The sequence below is a fragment of the Kribbella sp. NPDC004875 genome (genome assembly GCF_042873375.1).
GTDB lineage: Bacteria > Actinomycetota > Actinomycetes > Propionibacteriales > Kribbellaceae > Kribbella.
Window position 1 is genome coordinate 162,134 of record NZ_JBIALI010000006.1, and the last position, 15,663, is coordinate 177,796.

At 70.2% G+C, this 15,663-nt stretch carries 15 protein-coding genes; 8 read left to right on the forward strand and 7 right to left on the reverse strand.

Features of this window, described 5'->3' with window-relative positions; all coding sequences use genetic code 11:
- Window positions 1-58 precede the first annotated feature (58 nt).
- The 3 genes from ACFYRH_RS31265 to ACFYRH_RS31275 all read right to left on the reverse strand — a co-directional run bounded on the left by ACFYRH_RS31265 (window position 59) and on the right by ACFYRH_RS31275 (window position 4,066).
- The gene (locus ACFYRH_RS31265) at window positions 59-1,036 is read right to left on the reverse strand and encodes a VanW family protein (RefSeq protein ID WP_387782841.1); all 978 of its coding nucleotides are present in this window, start codon (window positions 1,034-1,036) and stop codon (window positions 59-61) included.
- 215 nt (window positions 1,037-1,251) lie between these two features.
- Complete coding sequence (locus tag ACFYRH_RS31270) at window positions 1,252-2,562, reverse strand: Rv3235 family protein (protein WP_387782843.1); 1,311 nt, start codon at window positions 2,560-2,562, stop codon at window positions 1,252-1,254.
- A gap of 1 nt (window position 2,563) precedes the next feature.
- Complete coding sequence (locus tag ACFYRH_RS31275; protein WP_387782845.1) at window positions 2,564-4,066, reverse strand: LysM peptidoglycan-binding domain-containing protein; 1,503 nt, start codon at window positions 4,064-4,066, stop codon at window positions 2,564-2,566.
- Window positions 4,067-4,235: 169 nt separating this feature from the next.
- On the opposite strand from ACFYRH_RS31275, the gene ACFYRH_RS31280 reads away from it, so the two are divergent.
- Window positions 4,236-4,784 carry a hypothetical protein gene (locus ACFYRH_RS31280; protein WP_387782847.1) on the forward strand — a complete coding sequence of 183 codons (549 nt, stop codon included), beginning with the start codon at window positions 4,236-4,238 and terminating at the stop codon, window positions 4,782-4,784.
- A 612-nt stretch (window positions 4,785-5,396) separates the two neighbouring features.
- On the opposite strand, the gene ACFYRH_RS31285 is transcribed toward ACFYRH_RS31280, so the two are convergent.
- Complete coding sequence (locus ACFYRH_RS31285; RefSeq protein WP_387782848.1) at window positions 5,397-5,645, reverse strand: helix-turn-helix domain-containing protein; 249 nt, start codon at window positions 5,643-5,645, stop codon at window positions 5,397-5,399.
- A 168-nt stretch (window positions 5,646-5,813) separates the two neighbouring features.
- Between ACFYRH_RS31285 and ACFYRH_RS31290 the strand changes: the two genes are divergently transcribed.
- From ACFYRH_RS31290 to ACFYRH_RS31310, 5 genes are all read left to right on the forward strand, one after another.
- A complete protein-coding gene (locus ACFYRH_RS31290) occupies window positions 5,814-6,473 on the forward strand; it encodes a hypothetical protein (RefSeq protein ID WP_387782850.1) in 660 nt (219 codons plus the stop codon).
- Window positions 6,473-7,747: a CpaE family protein gene (locus ACFYRH_RS31295; protein WP_387782852.1), complete on the forward strand. Its 1,275-nt coding sequence runs from the start codon at window positions 6,473-6,475 to the stop codon at window positions 7,745-7,747. Before ACFYRH_RS31290 ends, ACFYRH_RS31295 begins: the two co-directional genes overlap by 1 nt.
- A gap of 122 nt (window positions 7,748-7,869) precedes the next feature.
- Window positions 7,870-8,664, forward strand: coding sequence for a DUF4097 domain-containing protein (locus ACFYRH_RS31300; protein ID WP_387782854.1), 795 nt, complete (start codon window positions 7,870-7,872; stop codon window positions 8,662-8,664).
- An 88-nt stretch (window positions 8,665-8,752) separates the two neighbouring features.
- Window positions 8,753-9,424, forward strand: coding sequence for an HAD family hydrolase (locus ACFYRH_RS31305; RefSeq protein ID WP_387782856.1), 672 nt, complete (start codon window positions 8,753-8,755; stop codon window positions 9,422-9,424).
- A 2-nt stretch (window positions 9,425-9,426) separates the two neighbouring features.
- Window positions 9,427-10,659: a glycosyltransferase 87 family protein gene (locus ACFYRH_RS31310; RefSeq protein WP_387782858.1), complete on the forward strand. Its 1,233-nt coding sequence runs from the start codon at window positions 9,427-9,429 to the stop codon at window positions 10,657-10,659.
- Here the strand turns inward: ACFYRH_RS31310 and ACFYRH_RS31315 are convergent.
- The 3 genes from ACFYRH_RS31315 to ACFYRH_RS31325 all read right to left on the reverse strand — a co-directional run bounded on the left by ACFYRH_RS31315 (window position 10,619) and on the right by ACFYRH_RS31325 (window position 13,300).
- On the reverse strand, window positions 10,619-11,362 hold the full coding sequence (locus ACFYRH_RS31315) for a nucleotidyltransferase domain-containing protein (RefSeq protein WP_387782860.1): 744 nt from the start codon (window positions 11,360-11,362) through the stop codon (window positions 10,619-10,621). The genes ACFYRH_RS31310 and ACFYRH_RS31315 overlap by 41 nt on opposite strands.
- Entirely contained in the window at window positions 11,362-12,690 is a 1,329-nt protein-coding gene (locus ACFYRH_RS31320) for a hypothetical protein (protein WP_387782862.1), read from the reverse strand. The genes ACFYRH_RS31315 and ACFYRH_RS31320 overlap by 1 nt, the downstream gene beginning before the upstream one ends.
- A gap of 121 nt (window positions 12,691-12,811) precedes the next feature.
- Window positions 12,812-13,300, reverse strand: coding sequence for a cupredoxin domain-containing protein (locus tag ACFYRH_RS31325; protein WP_387782864.1), 489 nt, complete (start codon window positions 13,298-13,300; stop codon window positions 12,812-12,814).
- A gap of 332 nt (window positions 13,301-13,632) precedes the next feature.
- On the opposite strand from ACFYRH_RS31325, the gene ACFYRH_RS31330 reads away from it, so the two are divergent.
- On the forward strand, window positions 13,633-15,114 hold the full coding sequence (locus ACFYRH_RS31330) for a wax ester/triacylglycerol synthase family O-acyltransferase (protein ID WP_387782866.1): 1,482 nt from the start codon (window positions 13,633-13,635) through the stop codon (window positions 15,112-15,114).
- The gene (locus ACFYRH_RS31335; protein WP_387782868.1) at window positions 15,111-15,659 is read left to right on the forward strand and encodes a DUF6912 family protein; all 549 of its coding nucleotides are present in this window, start codon (window positions 15,111-15,113) and stop codon (window positions 15,657-15,659) included. The genes ACFYRH_RS31330 and ACFYRH_RS31335 overlap by 4 nt, the downstream gene beginning before the upstream one ends.
- Window positions 15,660-15,663: the final 4 nt, after the last annotated feature.

The following is a 15,663-nucleotide window of genomic DNA, read 5'->3' on the forward strand; positions in this document are numbered from 1 at the left end:
TGCCAACTTCCTGGTTGCTGTCCGTACGACATACCGAGGAATCTAGCGCGCGTCGGTGTCAGACTCGTGGCGGGTACTGCTTGGGAACCACGACGTCGAGCACCGGGACGTCGACCGGGACATATTTGACCAGGGCAACGTTTTCCTTGACGAGTTCGTCGCGGAGCGCCGTACCCGTGCGGCGGTCGATCACGGTCCGCCAGATCTCGTTGCGGCGGAAGTACTCCGCTCCGACGCGCAGGAAGCGCTCGTCCCTGGAGAACACGCGGTACGACGACGGCGCGGGCACGTCGGCGAGGATCTCGCCCTCGAGATAGCGGTCGCCGACGCCGACGTGCAGCTGGAAGGTCTGGTCGGTGTCGTTGCGGAACTGGAGGTCCACGTAGTTGTAGACGATGCTGCAGCCGACGCCCCACGGCAGCACGCGGCCGTTGTCCGGGAACGGGTCGAAGCTGTGCGTCGACCGTTGCGTGACCGTCATCGGTGAGTGCAGCACCATCCAGTGCAGCAGGTTCGCGAGCTGGCAGATGCCGCCGCCGATCCCCGGACGGGCCTGTCCGTTCGACAGCCGCATGCCCTTCGCGTACCCCTTGCGACGCGTCGCGTTGCCGACCAGCTTGTTGAACGAGAACGTCTCGCCGGGGCGGATCAGCAGACCGTCGACCTGCGCGCAGGCGAGCGTCAGGTTCTTCACCTTGTTGTGCTGCATCCACATCTCGGTCTCACCGAGCTGCCGCAGCAGCAGCGACTTGTGGCGCTTGATCCGCACCGGAAGGTCGTCCGCCTGCCGAACCTCGGCGTACGGCGTGCTGGACCGCATCCACTCGAGTCGCTTCACCGCGCGGTGGTAGCGCACCGCCAGTGGATAGAGCAGCGGCACCCGCTCGGTCCACCGCCGGCGCCGTACCGTAGGCAGCACCCGCGCCCGCTCGGCCGCACTCAGTTCCTGCACCTCGACCCGCCACGTCCCGGCCGGCGACACCCCAGTCGACTCCGTCCGTTCGTCCAGCGGTGCGGCAGTTGTGGTCTCAGACATCCTGTTCCCCCGAACAAGCAGCCGGCCCGTTGACCGACGTCGGTTACCGTACGCCGCCGCGGCCCCAACCAGATGACAGCAGCAGCACGATCGGATTGCGCTCCGTACGACGCCGCATACACACCGAGAGTTCGCCAAACCCGCCAAATACTTCCGGGGCCAATCGAGTCCGCCGTAACGGCGCTCGCGGCGTGCTCGGGTGTTGTGCTGTCGGCTCAGCCGATTTCGAGGGCGGTGCAGACCCAGCGGTTGCGGCGGATCTCGAGGCGGAAGGCGAGTGCCCGGGAGCGGTCGCCGTGCCGCACGTGGGCGGCGACCTCGGCGATCTGCGGCTCCGGCATGAAGACCCGCACCGACCGCACCTGGCTCTTCTCGCGCGCCCCACGGCTCACCGCGGTCGAGTTCAGCCCGAGCAGCCGTACGCGCCGGTTCAGCTCCAGGAACACGCTGTCGTCCGTGAACCGCACCAGCTGCGAAATCGGCCGATCCCCAGCCAGCACCTCAGAGACCGCCTGAGCCAACCGACCACCCCAAGCCCGCACCTCCGGCAGCCCAACCCCGACACCCACCGCGTTGCCAGCGGCAACAGAAGCGGCGGGCTTGGCGGCAGCAACGGACGCGATGCCGGGCTTCGCGGCGGCAACAGCAAGCCCACTGGCCCGAGCAGTAGCAGCGTCGCCCGAGCCACCCCGCGACGTGGCAGTGTCGACGGAGCCGGCCCGCGAGGTGGCAGTGTCGACGGAGCCGGCGCGCGAGGTGGTTGTCGTAAGCGGCGCCCGGGCCCCGTCAGGTTGCCCAGGCGCCGCGCCCACCGCCGCCGCACCCGGCACGACGCCGAGCGACCGCACGTTCCCCGCCCCCGCTGCGTCGGCCGCCTCCGCGTCAGCCGCCGTCGCGTCGGCCGCCTGCGTGTCCGCGGACTGCGCGGGGGTTGCCTGCGCGTCGGCCGCGATGCTCGAGAGGTGGCGTGGGGAGGAGCCGACGCCGAGTCGCGTGATCGCCTGCAGGCGCAGGGCGAGTGCACCTTCCGTCAGCCCACCGGCGTACCGAGCAGTCGCAGGTACGGCGCTCTTGGCGGTCCCGCCATCCACAGCCTGCAGCCGGGGACGCGCACCGCCGGCGAACATCCCCGGCACCTCATCACGGGCCGCACCGATGACGGCGGCGATCGCGTTCGTGCCCAGCTGGTCGGTCGCAGCGGCATTGGTGACGGCCATGGGAGCCTCCGTGGAGTCCAGTGCTGATGTCGTTTCGGTGACGGCGGCAAGCACGACCCGCTCCTGCGCGGACTCGCCGTACGTCGAGGTGGGAGCGGACGCGCCGTACGCCGAGCTCGTGGTGCGTCGGTCCTGCGCTGAGGTGGTTGCGGAGGTGTGCTGTGCCAGCGGTGTGGTGGCCTCGTCCTGCGCCGAGGCGGCGGACTTGTCCTGCGCGGAGGCAATGGTCTCGCTGCGCGCCGGGGCCGTGGTGGACTTGAGGGTGGGGTGCCGGAGGTCGTCCGCACCGAGGTTCTGTGGCTGGCTCATGTCACTTCTCCTGGTGGGTGGTCGGGAGGTGGTCGCCGTGGGTGGGCGGGATGCGGAGGACCTGGCCGGGGAGGAGGAGGTCGGGGTCGTCCCCGATCACGTGGCGGTTCGCGGCGTACCAGTCGGGCCAGCGGGCGGCGATCGCCGCGTCCGTGGCGCCCGGACCGAGTTCACGTGCGGCGATGTTCCAGAGCGAATCGCCCTCGCGGACGACGACCCGTACCGGAACACGCGGCCGCAGCTCCGTGTACCGCGTCGGCGCACCGTCGGTCGGCCGGTCCGGTACGCCCACCCGCATCCGCACATCCGTCGGCCGGTCCGAGCTCGGCTGAGCGGGCGCTGCCGGACGACCAGGCGTCAGCGGGCTGCTGGGAGTCGTCGGCTTGCCACCGGAAGTCGCGTTGCCGGGCATCGTCGGCTTGCCGCCCGCCCGGTCGCTGGTCGTCTGGTTGGTGCTCGGTCGCCCATGGGCGGACTCGTCGGCACCGCCGATCTCCACGATCGAGCGAGGCTCGGTCGCGCGGTAGTCGGCGTTGCCCCGCACCTCAGAGCTGGTGGACGACTGCGAGCCGGCGGAGGAGCGGGAGGTGGGCTGGTCGGCGGAGGTGCCGGGGCGGTTGGTCTCGGCGCCGCCGATCTCCACGGTCGAGCGAGGTTCGGTCGCGCGGTAGTTGGAGTCGGTGTTGCCGATTTCGACGGTTGAGCGGGGCTCCGTGGCGCGGAAGTTGGCGGTACCGCGCTGCTCGGTGCCGGCCGACGACCGCGCGCCGGTCGAGGACTGGGTGTTTGCCGAGGACTGCGTGTTGGCCGTCGACTGGGTGTTGGCGGCGGAGCGGGTGGTGTTGCTGTCGGCGGTGGCGGCGGGGTGGTTGCTGCCGGTGTTGCCGATCTCCACGGTTGAGCGGGGCTCGGTCGCGCGGAAGTTGGTGTCTGTGTTGCCGATGCCGACGGTTGAGCGGGGCTCGGTCGCGCGGAAGTTGGAGTCGGTGTTGCCGATTCCGACCGTCGAGCGGGGCTCCGTGGCGCGGTAGTTGGTGTCGGTTTTGCCGATCTCGACCGAGGAGTGGGGTTCGGTGGCGCGGTAGTCGGCGTTGCCTAGGTTGACCGCGGACTTGGGCTCGTTCTGGTCCCACTGGCGGACGTGGGCGGAGTCGCTGGGGGAGGCGTGGGCGACGCCGACGGTGAGGGGCGTGACAGCGGCGACGCCGAGGCCGGAGCGGAGGATCGCTCGCGCGGTCTTGGTGGTGATGCGGCCCGCGACGGCACCGGCGAGTGCGCCGATGACGCCGGGGATCTGCTCCAGCACCGTCATCAGGACGGCCAGCACCAGCCACCCGTAGGCGATCCAGGCGACCGTCCCGACCGCGAGCACGGTCAGCGAGTCCAGGTCGTACGTGCGGACGCCGCTGATCGACCCGGCGGTCATCCACCGAAGCGCCAGGCCGAGGCCGACCAGTGCGAGCACCGCGAACGTGCCTTTCAGCACCCGGATCATCGCGTTCATCCCGCTTCGCTCCCGACCTTTGAGTTTGCGTTAGTTTGCGTTGGCTTGACCACTATAGACCGGTTCTAGGTCAGCTTTGCAAGTCCTTAACGCACGCAGCGTCGGTTTCCGGTGCGGAGGGTGACCGTCGAGCGGTACGGCGGCACTCGGGACCGGTAGGTTCACGGTCATGCGGTGGGATGCGTTGTTCGCGGACCTGGAGTCGCAGTTCGAGGCGCTCCAGGAGACCGATCTGTACGGCGAGGTCGCGGACCGGATCCGCGCCGAGGTCGGGAAGATCACGGTGCTGGACCGGCTGCGCGGGGCGGTGAACACCGTCGTACGCGTCGAGTTGCTGGACGCGGAGCCCGTGCGCGGGCTGCTCAGCCGGGTCGGGAAGGACTGTCTGCTGCTCGAGACCGAGCGCTATGAGGAGTGGCTGATCCCGGTGGGCGCGTTGGTCGCCGTACACCAGCTGGGGCCCTGGGCGGAGCCGGCGGTCGGGGCCGTGGAGGGCAAGCTCGGGCTTGCGCATCTGCTCCGGGGGATCGCGCGGGACCGGTCGCCGGTCACGCTGTTCTGCGGTGGCGGTGGTCCTGTCAGCGGCACGATCGACCGCGTCGGCGCCGACTTCCTCGAACTCGCCGAGCACCCCTTGGACGCGCCGCGCCGCCGGACCGAGGTCTACAACGTCCGCCTGGTCCCCACCCAGTCCCTCCGAGCCCTCCGCCGCCGCTGACCCATTCCCCAGCAGTACGACGCCACGCCACGCCCGGGCGCCACGTGAACCCGAGCGCGGCGCCCGAGAACGCGACGCTGTGCGGGGAGCGCGACAGTGCGGAAAGCGCGGGGGGGTGCGCGAGAACGCAGGCGGGCGCGGTGCGCGGGGCGGTGCGGGGAGCGCGGCGCCGATGCGCGAGAACGCGGGGCGAGCCGCGCGGGGACGGCGCGCGGGAACGCCCGGCTGTGCGCCGGGAGCGAGGCGCGGGAACGCAGGCGAGCGCGGTGGGCGGCGCGAGGCACGAGGATGCGGGGGCTGCGCGCGGGAACCGCGAGGCGTGCGCAGAAGGCGGGCTGGCGCGGTGCGCGACAACGCGGGCGGGCGCGGGCTGAGGCGCGACGACGCGGGGGCGGTGCACGGGAGCTTGGGTGGTGCGGGGAGCGCGGCGCCGATGCGAGAGAACTCGGGGCGAGGCGCGGGGGTGATGCGGCGAGAACGTGGGGCGGCGCAGGGCCGGCGGTGCGCGAGAACGCGGCGGTGCGCGGGGGTGGTGCGCGGGAGAACGGGGGCGGTCGTGGGGTGGGGGCTTCTTGGGATGGTCCGGTCGGCGCCAGCTCGCCGGGGGACGGGTTAGAAGCGGGCGTCCTCCGTGGTTTCGGCTTCTTCGCCCATGGGGTGGTTGTCGATGAACTGCTGGGTCTCGGTGTAGAGGCGCTCGATGTACTTCTCGAGTTCGGTGGCCTCGACCCGCCACTGGCCGCGGCCGCCGATCTTGACGGCTCGGATGTCGCCGCGGCGGACCAGGGCGTACACCTGGTTGGCGGAGATGTTCAGCACCTCGGCGACGTCGGCGAGCTGGAGGAACCGGGGACTCGGCATCGTCCGTACTCCTTCGGATAGTGGCTGGTTCCTTCAGTTTGCCACGGTTGGCGAATGGATGACCGCGTTTGTCCCCAGGCCGTGACAGCCTGTGGATGACCGTTCACGTCCGGAACCGGGAACGGGCAGAATGTCCGCGGAGAACGATCGATTGACTGGGGAGACGACGTGGTCGAGACAGCAGTACGCAGTGGATTCGGTGCGCCGTCCGCCCCGGCCCAGCGGAACCGGAAGGCCCGCTGGAAGGACGGGCGTCTGGTCCTGGGCGTGCTGCTGGTCGCCGTGACCGCGCTGGCCGGCGCCAAGCTGCTGTCCTCCGCCGACGACACGACCACGATCCTGGCCGCCAAACACGAGCTCCGGGTCGGTGCCCCGCTCACCGGGGACGACCTGACCACGGTCCGGGTCCGCTTCACCAACGGCAACGACTCCGGGCGGTACCTGTCGGCGGACGCCAATGTGAAGGGCCTCGTGGTCGGCCGCACGGTCGGCGAGGGCGAGTTCCTGCCGAAGGACGCCGCCGTCCCGAAGTCCGACCAGGATCGCACCGAGATGCCGCTGTCGGTCGCGACCGGTCACCTCCCGTCCGACACCGCGATCGGCGACATCGTGGACGTCTGGGTGACGCCGAAGGACGAGGGGCAGTCGGCCAAGCCGTTGTGGAGCAGCGTGCGCGTTCTGCAGATCGACTCGGTGAAAGGCGTCTCGGGCAGCACCGCCCGGCGACAGGTCGTGATCGCTCTCGCCTCCACCGACCTGCCCCGCATCCCGGCCGCGCTGACCGCGATCAGCTCCGGCGAGCCGACCCTGGTCCGGAAGGGCAGCTGATGGCGATCCCCGTCCTCCTGGCCGTGACCGGCGCGCCCTGGGAGGCAGAAGTGGTACGCCGGACCGAGCGCGCCCCTGGGATCAGAGTGGTACGGCGCTGCGTCGACATCGCCGACGTGATGGCCGCGGCAGGTAGTGGCCAGGCCCGTGCGGTCCTGCTCGCCGACGCCCTGCCCCGGCTCTCGTCGGACGCCGTCGCCGCGCTGCACGCCCGGGGCATCGCCGTCCTCGCGCTGGTCGACCCGACCGAGAACGGCGCGCCCTTCGGCGCCGAGGACCGGCTCGCCCGGATGGGGATCGAGCGGATCCTCCCGGCCGACGTGAGCCCAGGCGATCTCGGGCGCGCGGTGACCGACGCGGTCGATTCCGGCCCGCCGATCTCCACGGCGCACTTCGCGGGCGGGTTCGTGCCGCTCACCCCGGAGACAGTCGACCAGGAGCCGCCGCCGTACCCGCAGGGGACCGGCCGGCTGATCGCGGTCTGGGGGCCGACCGGGGCGCCCGGGCGGACGACGGTCGCCGTCAACCTCGCGTACGAGCTGGCGCTGAAGAAGATCCCGACGCTGCTCGCCGACGCCGATGTGTACGGCGGGACCGTCGCGCAGATGCTCGGGATGCTCGACGAGACGTCCGGGCTGGCCGCCGCGGCGCGCTCGGCGTCGAACGGTTCGCTGGACATGGTGATGCTCGCCAAGCACGCCCGCCAGGTGGATCCGCATCTCCTCGTGCTGACCGGCCTCAGCCGCGCCGACCGCTGGACGGAGCTGCGACCGGCCGCGATCGAGTCGATCTGGTCGACCGCGCGCACGCTGGCGCCGGTCACGGTGGTGGACGCCGGCTTCTGCATAGAGACGGACGAGGAGATCTCGTTCGACTCGCTGGCCCCGCGGCGCAACGGCGCGACCGTCTCGACGCTGGAAGAGGCCGACGAGGTGATCGTCGTCGGTTCCGCGGATCCGGTCGGTCTGACGCGCCTGATCCGGGCGATCCACGAGGTGCGCGCCGTCGTACCGTCGGTCAACGTGCGGGTCGTGATGAACCGGGTCCGCTCCGGCGCTCTCGGCGGTTCGCCGAACGAGGCGGCAGCGGACGCATTGACGCAGTACGCCGGGATCGAGCCCTCCGCCTTCCTGCCGTACGACCTGAGCGCGGTCGACGCCGCCATGTCGCACGGCCGGAGCTTGTCCGACGCGGCCAAGTCCAGCAAGCTCCGCAAGGCCCTCCAGCAACTCGCCACCACGATCCACAAGGAGCTGGCCGCCGTCCCCGCCTGAGCCGATCGACCCCGGCCCCGGCCAGAGGGACAGTCAGGGGGGATCTGGGGGATTACCCGGCCGACACCGGGGGCCCGCTGTGCCAGGGTTGAGGTACTTCGATCCGTACTTCAGGGAGCGTCATGTCCGATGTCCAGGGGCGGCCGTCCAGCACGATGAGCACGCAGCGGCGATACGGGATCGCCATCTCGGTCGCGCTCATCCTGGGTGGCGTGTACTGGGCGCTGACCGGACTGACCGAGGGCACCAAGAGCGGCCAGCAGAGCTACCAGGTGCAGGGCGACTCGCTGCTGGTCAAGGGCGGCGCGGCGAAGGTCGACATCCAGCCCGGGGACGGCACCGAGCTGAAGGTCGACCGGCAGTTCGACCGGAACGTGTTCGGTTCGGATCCGAAGGAGAGCTACGACGCCGGCGACAGCACGCTCGAGCTGAAGAGCGGAGGCTGCGGGTTCCTGTCGTTCGGGTGCAAGACCAGCTATGTGCTGACCGTGCCGCGGGGCGTGCACCTGCGGGTCGAGAGCAGCAGCGGGGACGTGACGGTGACCGGGCTCCCGGGTGGGGCGGACCTGAAGACCAGTTCGGGCGACATCGACGTCCACGATGTCGGTGGGCCGCTCTCGCTGCGTTCGAGCTCGGGCAATCTCTCGGGGGACGGTCTGACCGCGACCTCGGTCACGACGGCCAGTAGTTCGGGGGGTTCGACTCTCGACTTCACCGTCGCGCCGCAGTCGGTGGAGGCAAAGTCGAGCTCAGGGGATGTCGAGATCCGGATCCCGTCCGGTGACGAGTCGTACAAGGTCGACACCACGACCTCCTCCGGTGACGAGTCGGCGAACGTGAAGATCGACCCGAACGCCACCCGCACGATCAAGGCGAAGACGTCGTCCGGGGATGTCAGCATCGAGTACAACCACTGATCCCGGCGATTCCCGGCGGCCGTGTACGCGGAGTGAGCGGCGGGGCCGGAAGCGTCACGGGGGTCGCGGGCTGAGTAGTCTTGCCGCCATGGTTGAGGTGCGGGCGGTGCCGCGAGGTCTGTTGGTGGACTGGGGCGGCGTGCTCACCTCCGGCCTGGAGCCGGCGCTGCGGCGCTGGGCCGACGTGGACGATTTCGACTTCGACTCCTACCTGCGGGCGGTGCTCGCCTGGCTCCCGTCGGAGTCGCCCGAGGACGCCACCGCGGAGGCCGAGCTGAACCCGGTGCACGCCCTCGAACGCGGCCAGATCGCCGTACCGGACTTCGAGCGCAAGCTCGCGTCGATGCTGGTACGGCGGGACGGGTCGCCGGTGCCCGCCGAGGGGCTGATCGAGCGGATGTTCGCGCACTTCGAGCACCAGCCGGCGATGGCCGCGCTGGTCCGGCGCGTCAACGAGCGCGGGATCCGCACCGCCCTGCTGTCGAACTCCTGGGGCAACACGTACCCGCGGGACACCTGGGACGGCATGTTCGACGACATCGTGATCTCCGGCGAGGTCGGGTTGCGCAAGCCCGAACCGGAGATCTTCCTGCTCGCCGCCGGCCGGCTGGACCTGAAGCCGGAGGAATGCGTGTTCGTCGACGACCTGCAACTGAACGTCGACGGCGCCCGCGCGGTCGGCATGACCGCGATACTGCACACCGAGTACGACGAGACCCGGCGAGCGCTGGAAACCCTGTTCGGAGCCGACCTGACGTGACCGTGACCACCCCTCCCTCCTCCCCTGTTCTGCCGGCCGGCCGGCGCCGTGTGCTGATCGCGATCGCGGGCTGTGCGGTCCTGGTCGCACTCGGCGCCTGGGGCGCCCACCTGTACGGCGGCATGATCGACCTGCGCGTCTACCGGATGGGCGGCTCGGTGCTGCTGCACGGTGACTCGCTGTACGACGCGAAACTGCCGGGCGGCTCCGACCTCCCGTTCACGTACCCGCCGTTCTCGGCGATCGCGATGGTCCCGCTGGCCGCCGTACCGTGGGGTGTCGCGCTGGTGGCCTGGACGACGATCTCGGTGCTGTCGATCACCGCGCTCTGGCGGACCAGCCTGCCGAAGACGTTCTGGTCGTTCATCAGCCCGCGCAAGCAGACCGTGGTGCTGATCGGTCTCACGTTGCTGTCACTGCTGCTCGAACCGGTCTGGCAGACCATCCAGTTCGGCCAGATCAACCTGTTGCTGACCGCAATGATCCTGCTGGACCTGGTCCGGCCGAACGACGCGCGGCTGCGGGGGTTCTGGGTCGGTGTCGCGATCGGCGTGAAGCTGACGCCGCTGCCGTTCCTCGCGCTGCTCGTGGTGACGAAGCAGTGGCGGGCGCTGCGGAACGCCGTCCTCGGGTTGCTGGCGACGATGGCGGTCGGGTTCGCCGTCGTACCGCACCAGTCGTGGCGGTACTGGACCGACGTGATCCTGGATGCCAACCGGGTCGGGGGCATCGCGTACACCGGGAACCAGTCGTTCAACGGGTTCCTGCACCGGATCGGTGACGACGCGAGCTGGGTGCAGCCGACCTGGTTCCTGCTCTCGGCCGCGTTCGGGCTGGTCGTGCTCTGGCTGGCCCGGCGGTACTGGCTGGCCGACGAACGCGTCACCGCGATCTCGGTGCTGGCGCTGGCGGTGCTGTACGCGTCGCCGATCTCGTGGAGTCACCACTGGGTGTGGATCATCCCGCTCGGCGTCAGCCTGATCCGCGGGGTCAACCGCGTCTGGGGGCTGAACCCGGCGGTCGTCACCGGCGTGCTGTTCTACGGCCTGTTCGTACTGCGTTCGATCTGGTGGGTCCCGTACCGCGACGACCGCGAGCTCGAGTGGTCGTTCTGGCAGTCGATCCCCGGCAACTCGCATCTGATCGTCGGCATGATCGCGTTCATCCTGCTCGCCGTCACCAGCCGTAGTCTGCCTAAGCCGGCGTCAGCCCCCGAAGCGGCCGCGCAAGCCTGATCGCCAGGTCCGCGTCCGCACGCTCGACCTCGGCCAGCAGTACGTCGACACCCGCGCGAAACGCCCGGTGCAATTCGGCGTCTTCGAGCGACCGCACCAGCGTCGCCTCCACGGCCGAGGTGGCGCTCGGCGGCAACAGGTGCAACCCGCGACCCTGCGAGTGCGGCACGCCGTACCGCAGGCACATCAGCATCAGCACGTGGTCGCGGATCCCGCTGATCATGTACTCGGCCTGCCAGACCTTGCCGCGCGCGATGCTCGACCGCGCATGCAACGCGTACAACCACGCCATGCCGATCAGGTCCACGGGCGCCGGTGTCTTCCAAGCAGGCTGCTCAGCGGTCTCGCCGAACAGCAGGTGGAAGGCAGGCCCGAGCGCGCCGAACTCGTCGGCCGGAGCGAAGGCGATGTCCACCTGCAGCGTGGACTCCAGCAGGAACACCCGATAGACGGTTCCGCGCGACCAGACGTCGGTGTGGTGCACGGCGCCGTGGTTCTGGTACATCCGCGACGTCCAGCTCTCCAGCACGGTCTGCTGGTCGGCGCCGGGGGCGAGCCCGAACGCCAGATCGATGTCCGACCACTCGTCCTCGGCGCCCGCGGCGGCGGAGCCGGTCAGCGCGGCACCCGCGATCCGCTCGTCCGCTCGGGCCGCCGCGACGAGTGCGTCGCGGAGGGCCGAGCGCTGAGCGGGCGTGTACATCAGGAGGAGAAGAGGAGTAGCAGGCCGCCGCAGGTGTAGCCGACCATGACGACGAGCAGCGGGAGCTGACCGGCCAGCGCCTTGGCGCGCGGGAACAGCGCGACCGCACGGTCGTGGGCCGAGACGACGCCGAGCAGGTGACCGCAGACCACCGCGAGCACCTGGATCACCGCGATCATCGTGCTGTGGTTGGTGATGCCGGTGTTCACGGCGAGCAGACCGGTGCCGAAGACGTTCGCCCCGTTGCTCAGCGGGTCGCTCAGGTAGATCAGCGTGCGCTGCCCCTCGAGGATGAAGAGGGTCAGGTAGTGCGCGACGACGTACCCGAAGGCGATCGGTACGACGGAATGCGCGAACAGCCGCGGGAGCGACGTACGGGAGCTGTCCGAGAGCCGGCCGGCGAGCAGCGTGGCACCGGAGTACGTGACCAGCACGAACAGGATGAACACGATCAGTGCGGCCGTCCCGAGCCAGGTCATCGAGATGTCCTGGTTCTGCGCCCAGCCGATCCACGCCGACGAGTTCGAGAACCCGTCGTACGCCGTCGAGCCGAGCAGCGCGGACACCAGACCGACCAGTCCGGGCTGTGGCTTCATCCCGTCGAGGTTCTCCAGCGGGCGGCGTACGACCAGCGCGCCGTCGGTCCGGCGGCCCCACGGTGAGAGCCGCGACATCAGCGTCGCGTACGCCTCGAACGGGTCGCCCTGCGCGAACCAGCGGTCACCGAACAGGATCGCGCCGAACAGCGTGATGACGACGTACAGCGCGATCCACGCCTGCAGCACCGGGATCGTCGCGCGGTCCGGCGCGACCAGCTCCAGCCAGGTGAACGCGAAGATCCCGAGCGCGGCCGGCCACAGCCCGACCCAGGCCGGGAGCTCGAGCAGGCCCTTGGACGGCGGTTGCCGGAGCAGCTTGGACAGCAGCAGGTGGATGGTGCGCAGCGGGTTGAGCGTCCGCCAGACCGGGCCGAGCAGGATCGAGATCGGCACCAGGCCGACCCAGACCAGGATGTAGATGAAGCCGAAGATCGGGTTCGTCAGCCGGTCGACGCCGAACGCCAGCGACACCATCGCGTAGAGGAACGTCGCCAGTCCGACCAGCCGGACGATCCACCGGAACCAGCCGGCGTCGACCGTCCGGGTGATTGCGGCGGGCAACGGCTTCCCGGAGGCGTTCCCGCGGTACTTCGGACTGCGCCACGCCAGCCCGAGGATCACGAACGAGACCACGACCGCCACCGCGGCACCACCGACCGCCAGCCCGAACGGCACCGGCAGGTCCTGGCGGCCCCCGATCCCATGGAGTGGAAGCAGTAGTCCGGTCATGGGGCCTCCCGGCCTGGACTGAGGAGCGGAGGGAGCGCAGCGACCGGAGCGACGAGGGAAGGCCGGGAGTCAAAGCCCCATGACCACGCCGTGCCGGAGGCGCGGCAATTGAGCACCGCAATCACGAGACGACGAGTTTGGCGACCAGTTTGCCGCTCTTGTGGGTCTCGACCTCGAAGGTGCCCTTCATGTTCGCGGTGAAGGTCACCGAGGCGGGCTTCCCCGGGGTCAGCTCCAGCTCCTTGTCGTAGCCGTGGATGTGCAACTCCTCGTCGGCGTCGCTGGTCGCCTTGACCAGCACGGTCTGGCCGGCCTTCACCTTGATCGTCGCGCCGCTCGGGTTGACCTTGCCGTTGGCAACGGTGACGTCGACGGTCACGTCCGCCTGCTCACCGGACGGGTCGGTGGTGTTGGAGGGGGAGCTGGTGTTCGGTGACCCCGGGGTCGGGGTGTTGGTCGGCAGGCTCGAGGTCGGGGTCGACGACGGCGCACTCGCGGACGGGGTGCTGCTTCCGCTGCCGGAGTCGCCTCCACCACAACCGGCCAGGACCAGCATGCCGAGGGTGGGCAGGAGAGCGGTGGCGGCACCGCGAGTGAGCGTCGAACGCATCGGTCCAGAAGCCTTTCCAGAGGTACGTGAACTTCTCAGGGTGCGGGACACACCCTCTTGCCTGACGAACACAGATGGCTCATCGTTCCCTGAGGAGGGCGTCTGGGATCCCTGCGCCTACTGCGCGGCACTCGGCGGGCACCTCACCGCGCTGGAGGAAAGGCCACGATGAAACCACATCGAGACCTTCCCTCCAGCGCGGTGAGGCACTCCGCCGAGCACCTGCTCGCGACGGCGCAGGGATCCCAGACGCCCTCCACGGTCAGTGTCGCAGCCCACTGTCGGAAGTGGCCGCTAGGGTGACAGCAACTGAGGAGAGGAAGGTGGTGGCAATGCCCGATCGGCTGACGTCGCTCGATCTCACCTTTCTCAAGGCCGAGTCGCCGGCCACCCCGATGCATGTCGGGACCGTCGACATCTTCGAGCCGCCGGTGCACGGCGACGAGGGGTTCGACTACGAGAGCCTGGTGGCGCTGATCCGCGACCGGATCGCGTTCGTGCCGCGCTATCGGCAGCGCGTCCAGCAGATTCCCGGCCGGTTCGCCGGACCGGTCTGGGTGGACGACGAAGAGTTCGACATCACCTTCCACGTACGGCGCTCCGCGCTGCCCCGCCCGGGGACGCACGCCCAGCTGCTCGAGCTGGTCGCCCGGATCATGTCCCGGAGGCTCGACCGGGCCCGGCCGTTGTGGGAGATGTACCTCGTCGAGGGTCTGCAAGGTGACCGGTTCGCGATCATCGCGAAGTCCCACCAGGCGCTTGTCGACGGCAACAGCACCGTCGACATCGGCCAGGTCGTGCTGGACGCGACCGCGCACCCCCGGGACACGCCGACCGACACCTGGCAGCCGGAGCACCCGCCGTCCGCGCTGGAGCTGCTCGCGGGCGTGCTGACCGACGCCACCCGGCACCCGACCGCGGTCCTGGAGCTGGCCCGCGCCGAGATGGCGAGCCTGACCGGCTCGACCTCGGTCCGTGAGGTGCTCGGTGACGTGGTCGGCTCGGTGGTCGCGCAACGGCACGCGCAGGACAGCACACTGCACGTGAAGACGTCCGGTCAGCGCCGGTTCACCACCGTACAGACCGACCTGGAGGACTACCGGACCGTCAGGGCGATGCACGGCGGCACCGTCAACGACGTGATCCTCGCGGTGGTCGCGGGTGCCCTCCGGGCCTGGATGATGACCCGCGGTGAGGGCGTCGGGCCGACCCGGAGCGTGCGCGCGGTGGTCCCGGTCAGCATCCGCGACGACGAGGACGAGGAGCCGACGTCGCTCGGCTCCCGGGTGATCGCCTCGGCGGTGAACCTGCCGATCGGCGAGAACTCCCCGGTCATGCGGCTGCACCAGATCTCGTACCAGACCAAGGTGCACAAGGACACCGGCCGCGCGGTCAGCGCCCGCTCGCTGGTCGGTATCGCCGGGTTCGCGCCGACCACGCTGCATGCCCTCGCCGCCCGGGTCGCGACCGCCACGGTCCGGCCGATCGACGACGTCGTGATCACCAACGTGCCGGGTCCGCAGTTCCCGCTGTACGCCCAGGGTGCCCCGATGCTGGCGTCGTACCCGGTCGTCCCGCTGATGCCCGGGCAAGGGCTCTCCGTCGGCGTCACGTCGTACGACGGGAAGGTGTACTACGGTCTGAACGCGGACCGCACCGCCATGCCGGACCTCGCTGTTTTCGCCCAATGTGTGACCGATGCGCTGGACGAGTTGCTGGACACCACCAAGGGCAGCCGGAACCGGGCCTCCCGGGGCCGGAAGAAACCCCGCGGCCCACAGAAGAACGCACAGCACAAGAAGGCGGGTTCATGAGGGTCTACATCCCATCCACGCTGCGGTTGCTGAGCGTGGCGTGCAACGCTGGGGAGGTCGGGCCGGCCCCGCTGACGGCGTACGCCGTGACGCCTGCTCTGCGGGAGTGGTTCGCCGACGGCGACGACGAGGAGCTGGAGTACGCCGCGATGGCGCAGGCGGCCCGCGCCTCGGTGGGGCTGCTGGCAGACGACCCGGGGACCGCCCGGCGCCGTGTGGTGATCGCGGCCGAGGTGAGCGCCGTACCGCCGGTCGACGGGTCGGTGGAGCTCGGTGACGCCCGGCTCGAGCTGCACGTGGTGGTCCCGTGGCGGCTGGTGGCGTCGGTGCACCTGGACTCGGCCGACGCGGTGCCGGTGGTCGGGAAGGCCGCGGACCTCTGGGAGGCCGCTCAGAACGGTGACGACGACGCGGTGTTCGCCCTGGATTCGTGCGAGGGTGAAGACCTGATGTGGTATGCGACACAGGAGATTCCAGACCTGCTCGCGGCGGAGGGGCCGCGGGGCCGCAACGGATCGGTCATGGATCAATCTGACGGGAGCTGATGGC

Excerpts from the sequence above, each read along its gene's own strand:
- ACFYRH_RS31265 (WP_387782841.1), bottom strand. The coding sequence starts at position 1,036 with ATGTCTGAGACCACAACTGCCGCACCGCTGGACGAACGGACGGAGTCG.
- ACFYRH_RS31270 (WP_387782843.1), bottom strand. The coding sequence starts at position 2,562 with ATGAGCCAGCCACAGAACCTCGGTGCGGACGACCTCCGGCACCCCACC.
- ACFYRH_RS31275 (WP_387782845.1), bottom strand. The coding sequence starts at position 4,066 with ATGAACGCGATGATCCGGGTGCTGAAAGGCACGTTCGCGGTGCTCGCA.
- ACFYRH_RS31280 (WP_387782847.1), top strand. The coding sequence starts at position 4,236 with ATGCGGTGGGATGCGTTGTTCGCGGACCTGGAGTCGCAGTTCGAGGCG.
- ACFYRH_RS31285 (WP_387782848.1), bottom strand. The coding sequence starts at position 5,645 with ATGCCGAGTCCCCGGTTCCTCCAGCTCGCCGACGTCGCCGAGGTGCTG.
- ACFYRH_RS31295 (WP_387782852.1), top strand. The coding sequence starts at position 6,473 with ATGGCGATCCCCGTCCTCCTGGCCGTGACCGGCGCGCCCTGGGAGGCA.
- ACFYRH_RS31300 (WP_387782854.1), top strand. The coding sequence starts at position 7,870 with ATGTCCGATGTCCAGGGGCGGCCGTCCAGCACGATGAGCACGCAGCGG.
- ACFYRH_RS31305 (WP_387782856.1), top strand. The coding sequence starts at position 8,753 with ATGGTTGAGGTGCGGGCGGTGCCGCGAGGTCTGTTGGTGGACTGGGGC.
- ACFYRH_RS31315 (WP_387782860.1), bottom strand. The coding sequence starts at position 11,362 with ATGTACACGCCCGCTCAGCGCTCGGCCCTCCGCGACGCACTCGTCGCG.
- ACFYRH_RS31320 (WP_387782862.1), bottom strand. The coding sequence starts at position 12,690 with ATGACCGGACTACTGCTTCCACTCCATGGGATCGGGGGCCGCCAGGAC.
- ACFYRH_RS31325 (WP_387782864.1), bottom strand. The coding sequence starts at position 13,300 with ATGCGTTCGACGCTCACTCGCGGTGCCGCCACCGCTCTCCTGCCCACC.
- ACFYRH_RS31330 (WP_387782866.1), top strand. The coding sequence starts at position 13,633 with ATGCCCGATCGGCTGACGTCGCTCGATCTCACCTTTCTCAAGGCCGAG.
- ACFYRH_RS31335 (WP_387782868.1), top strand. The coding sequence starts at position 15,111 with ATGAGGGTCTACATCCCATCCACGCTGCGGTTGCTGAGCGTGGCGTGC.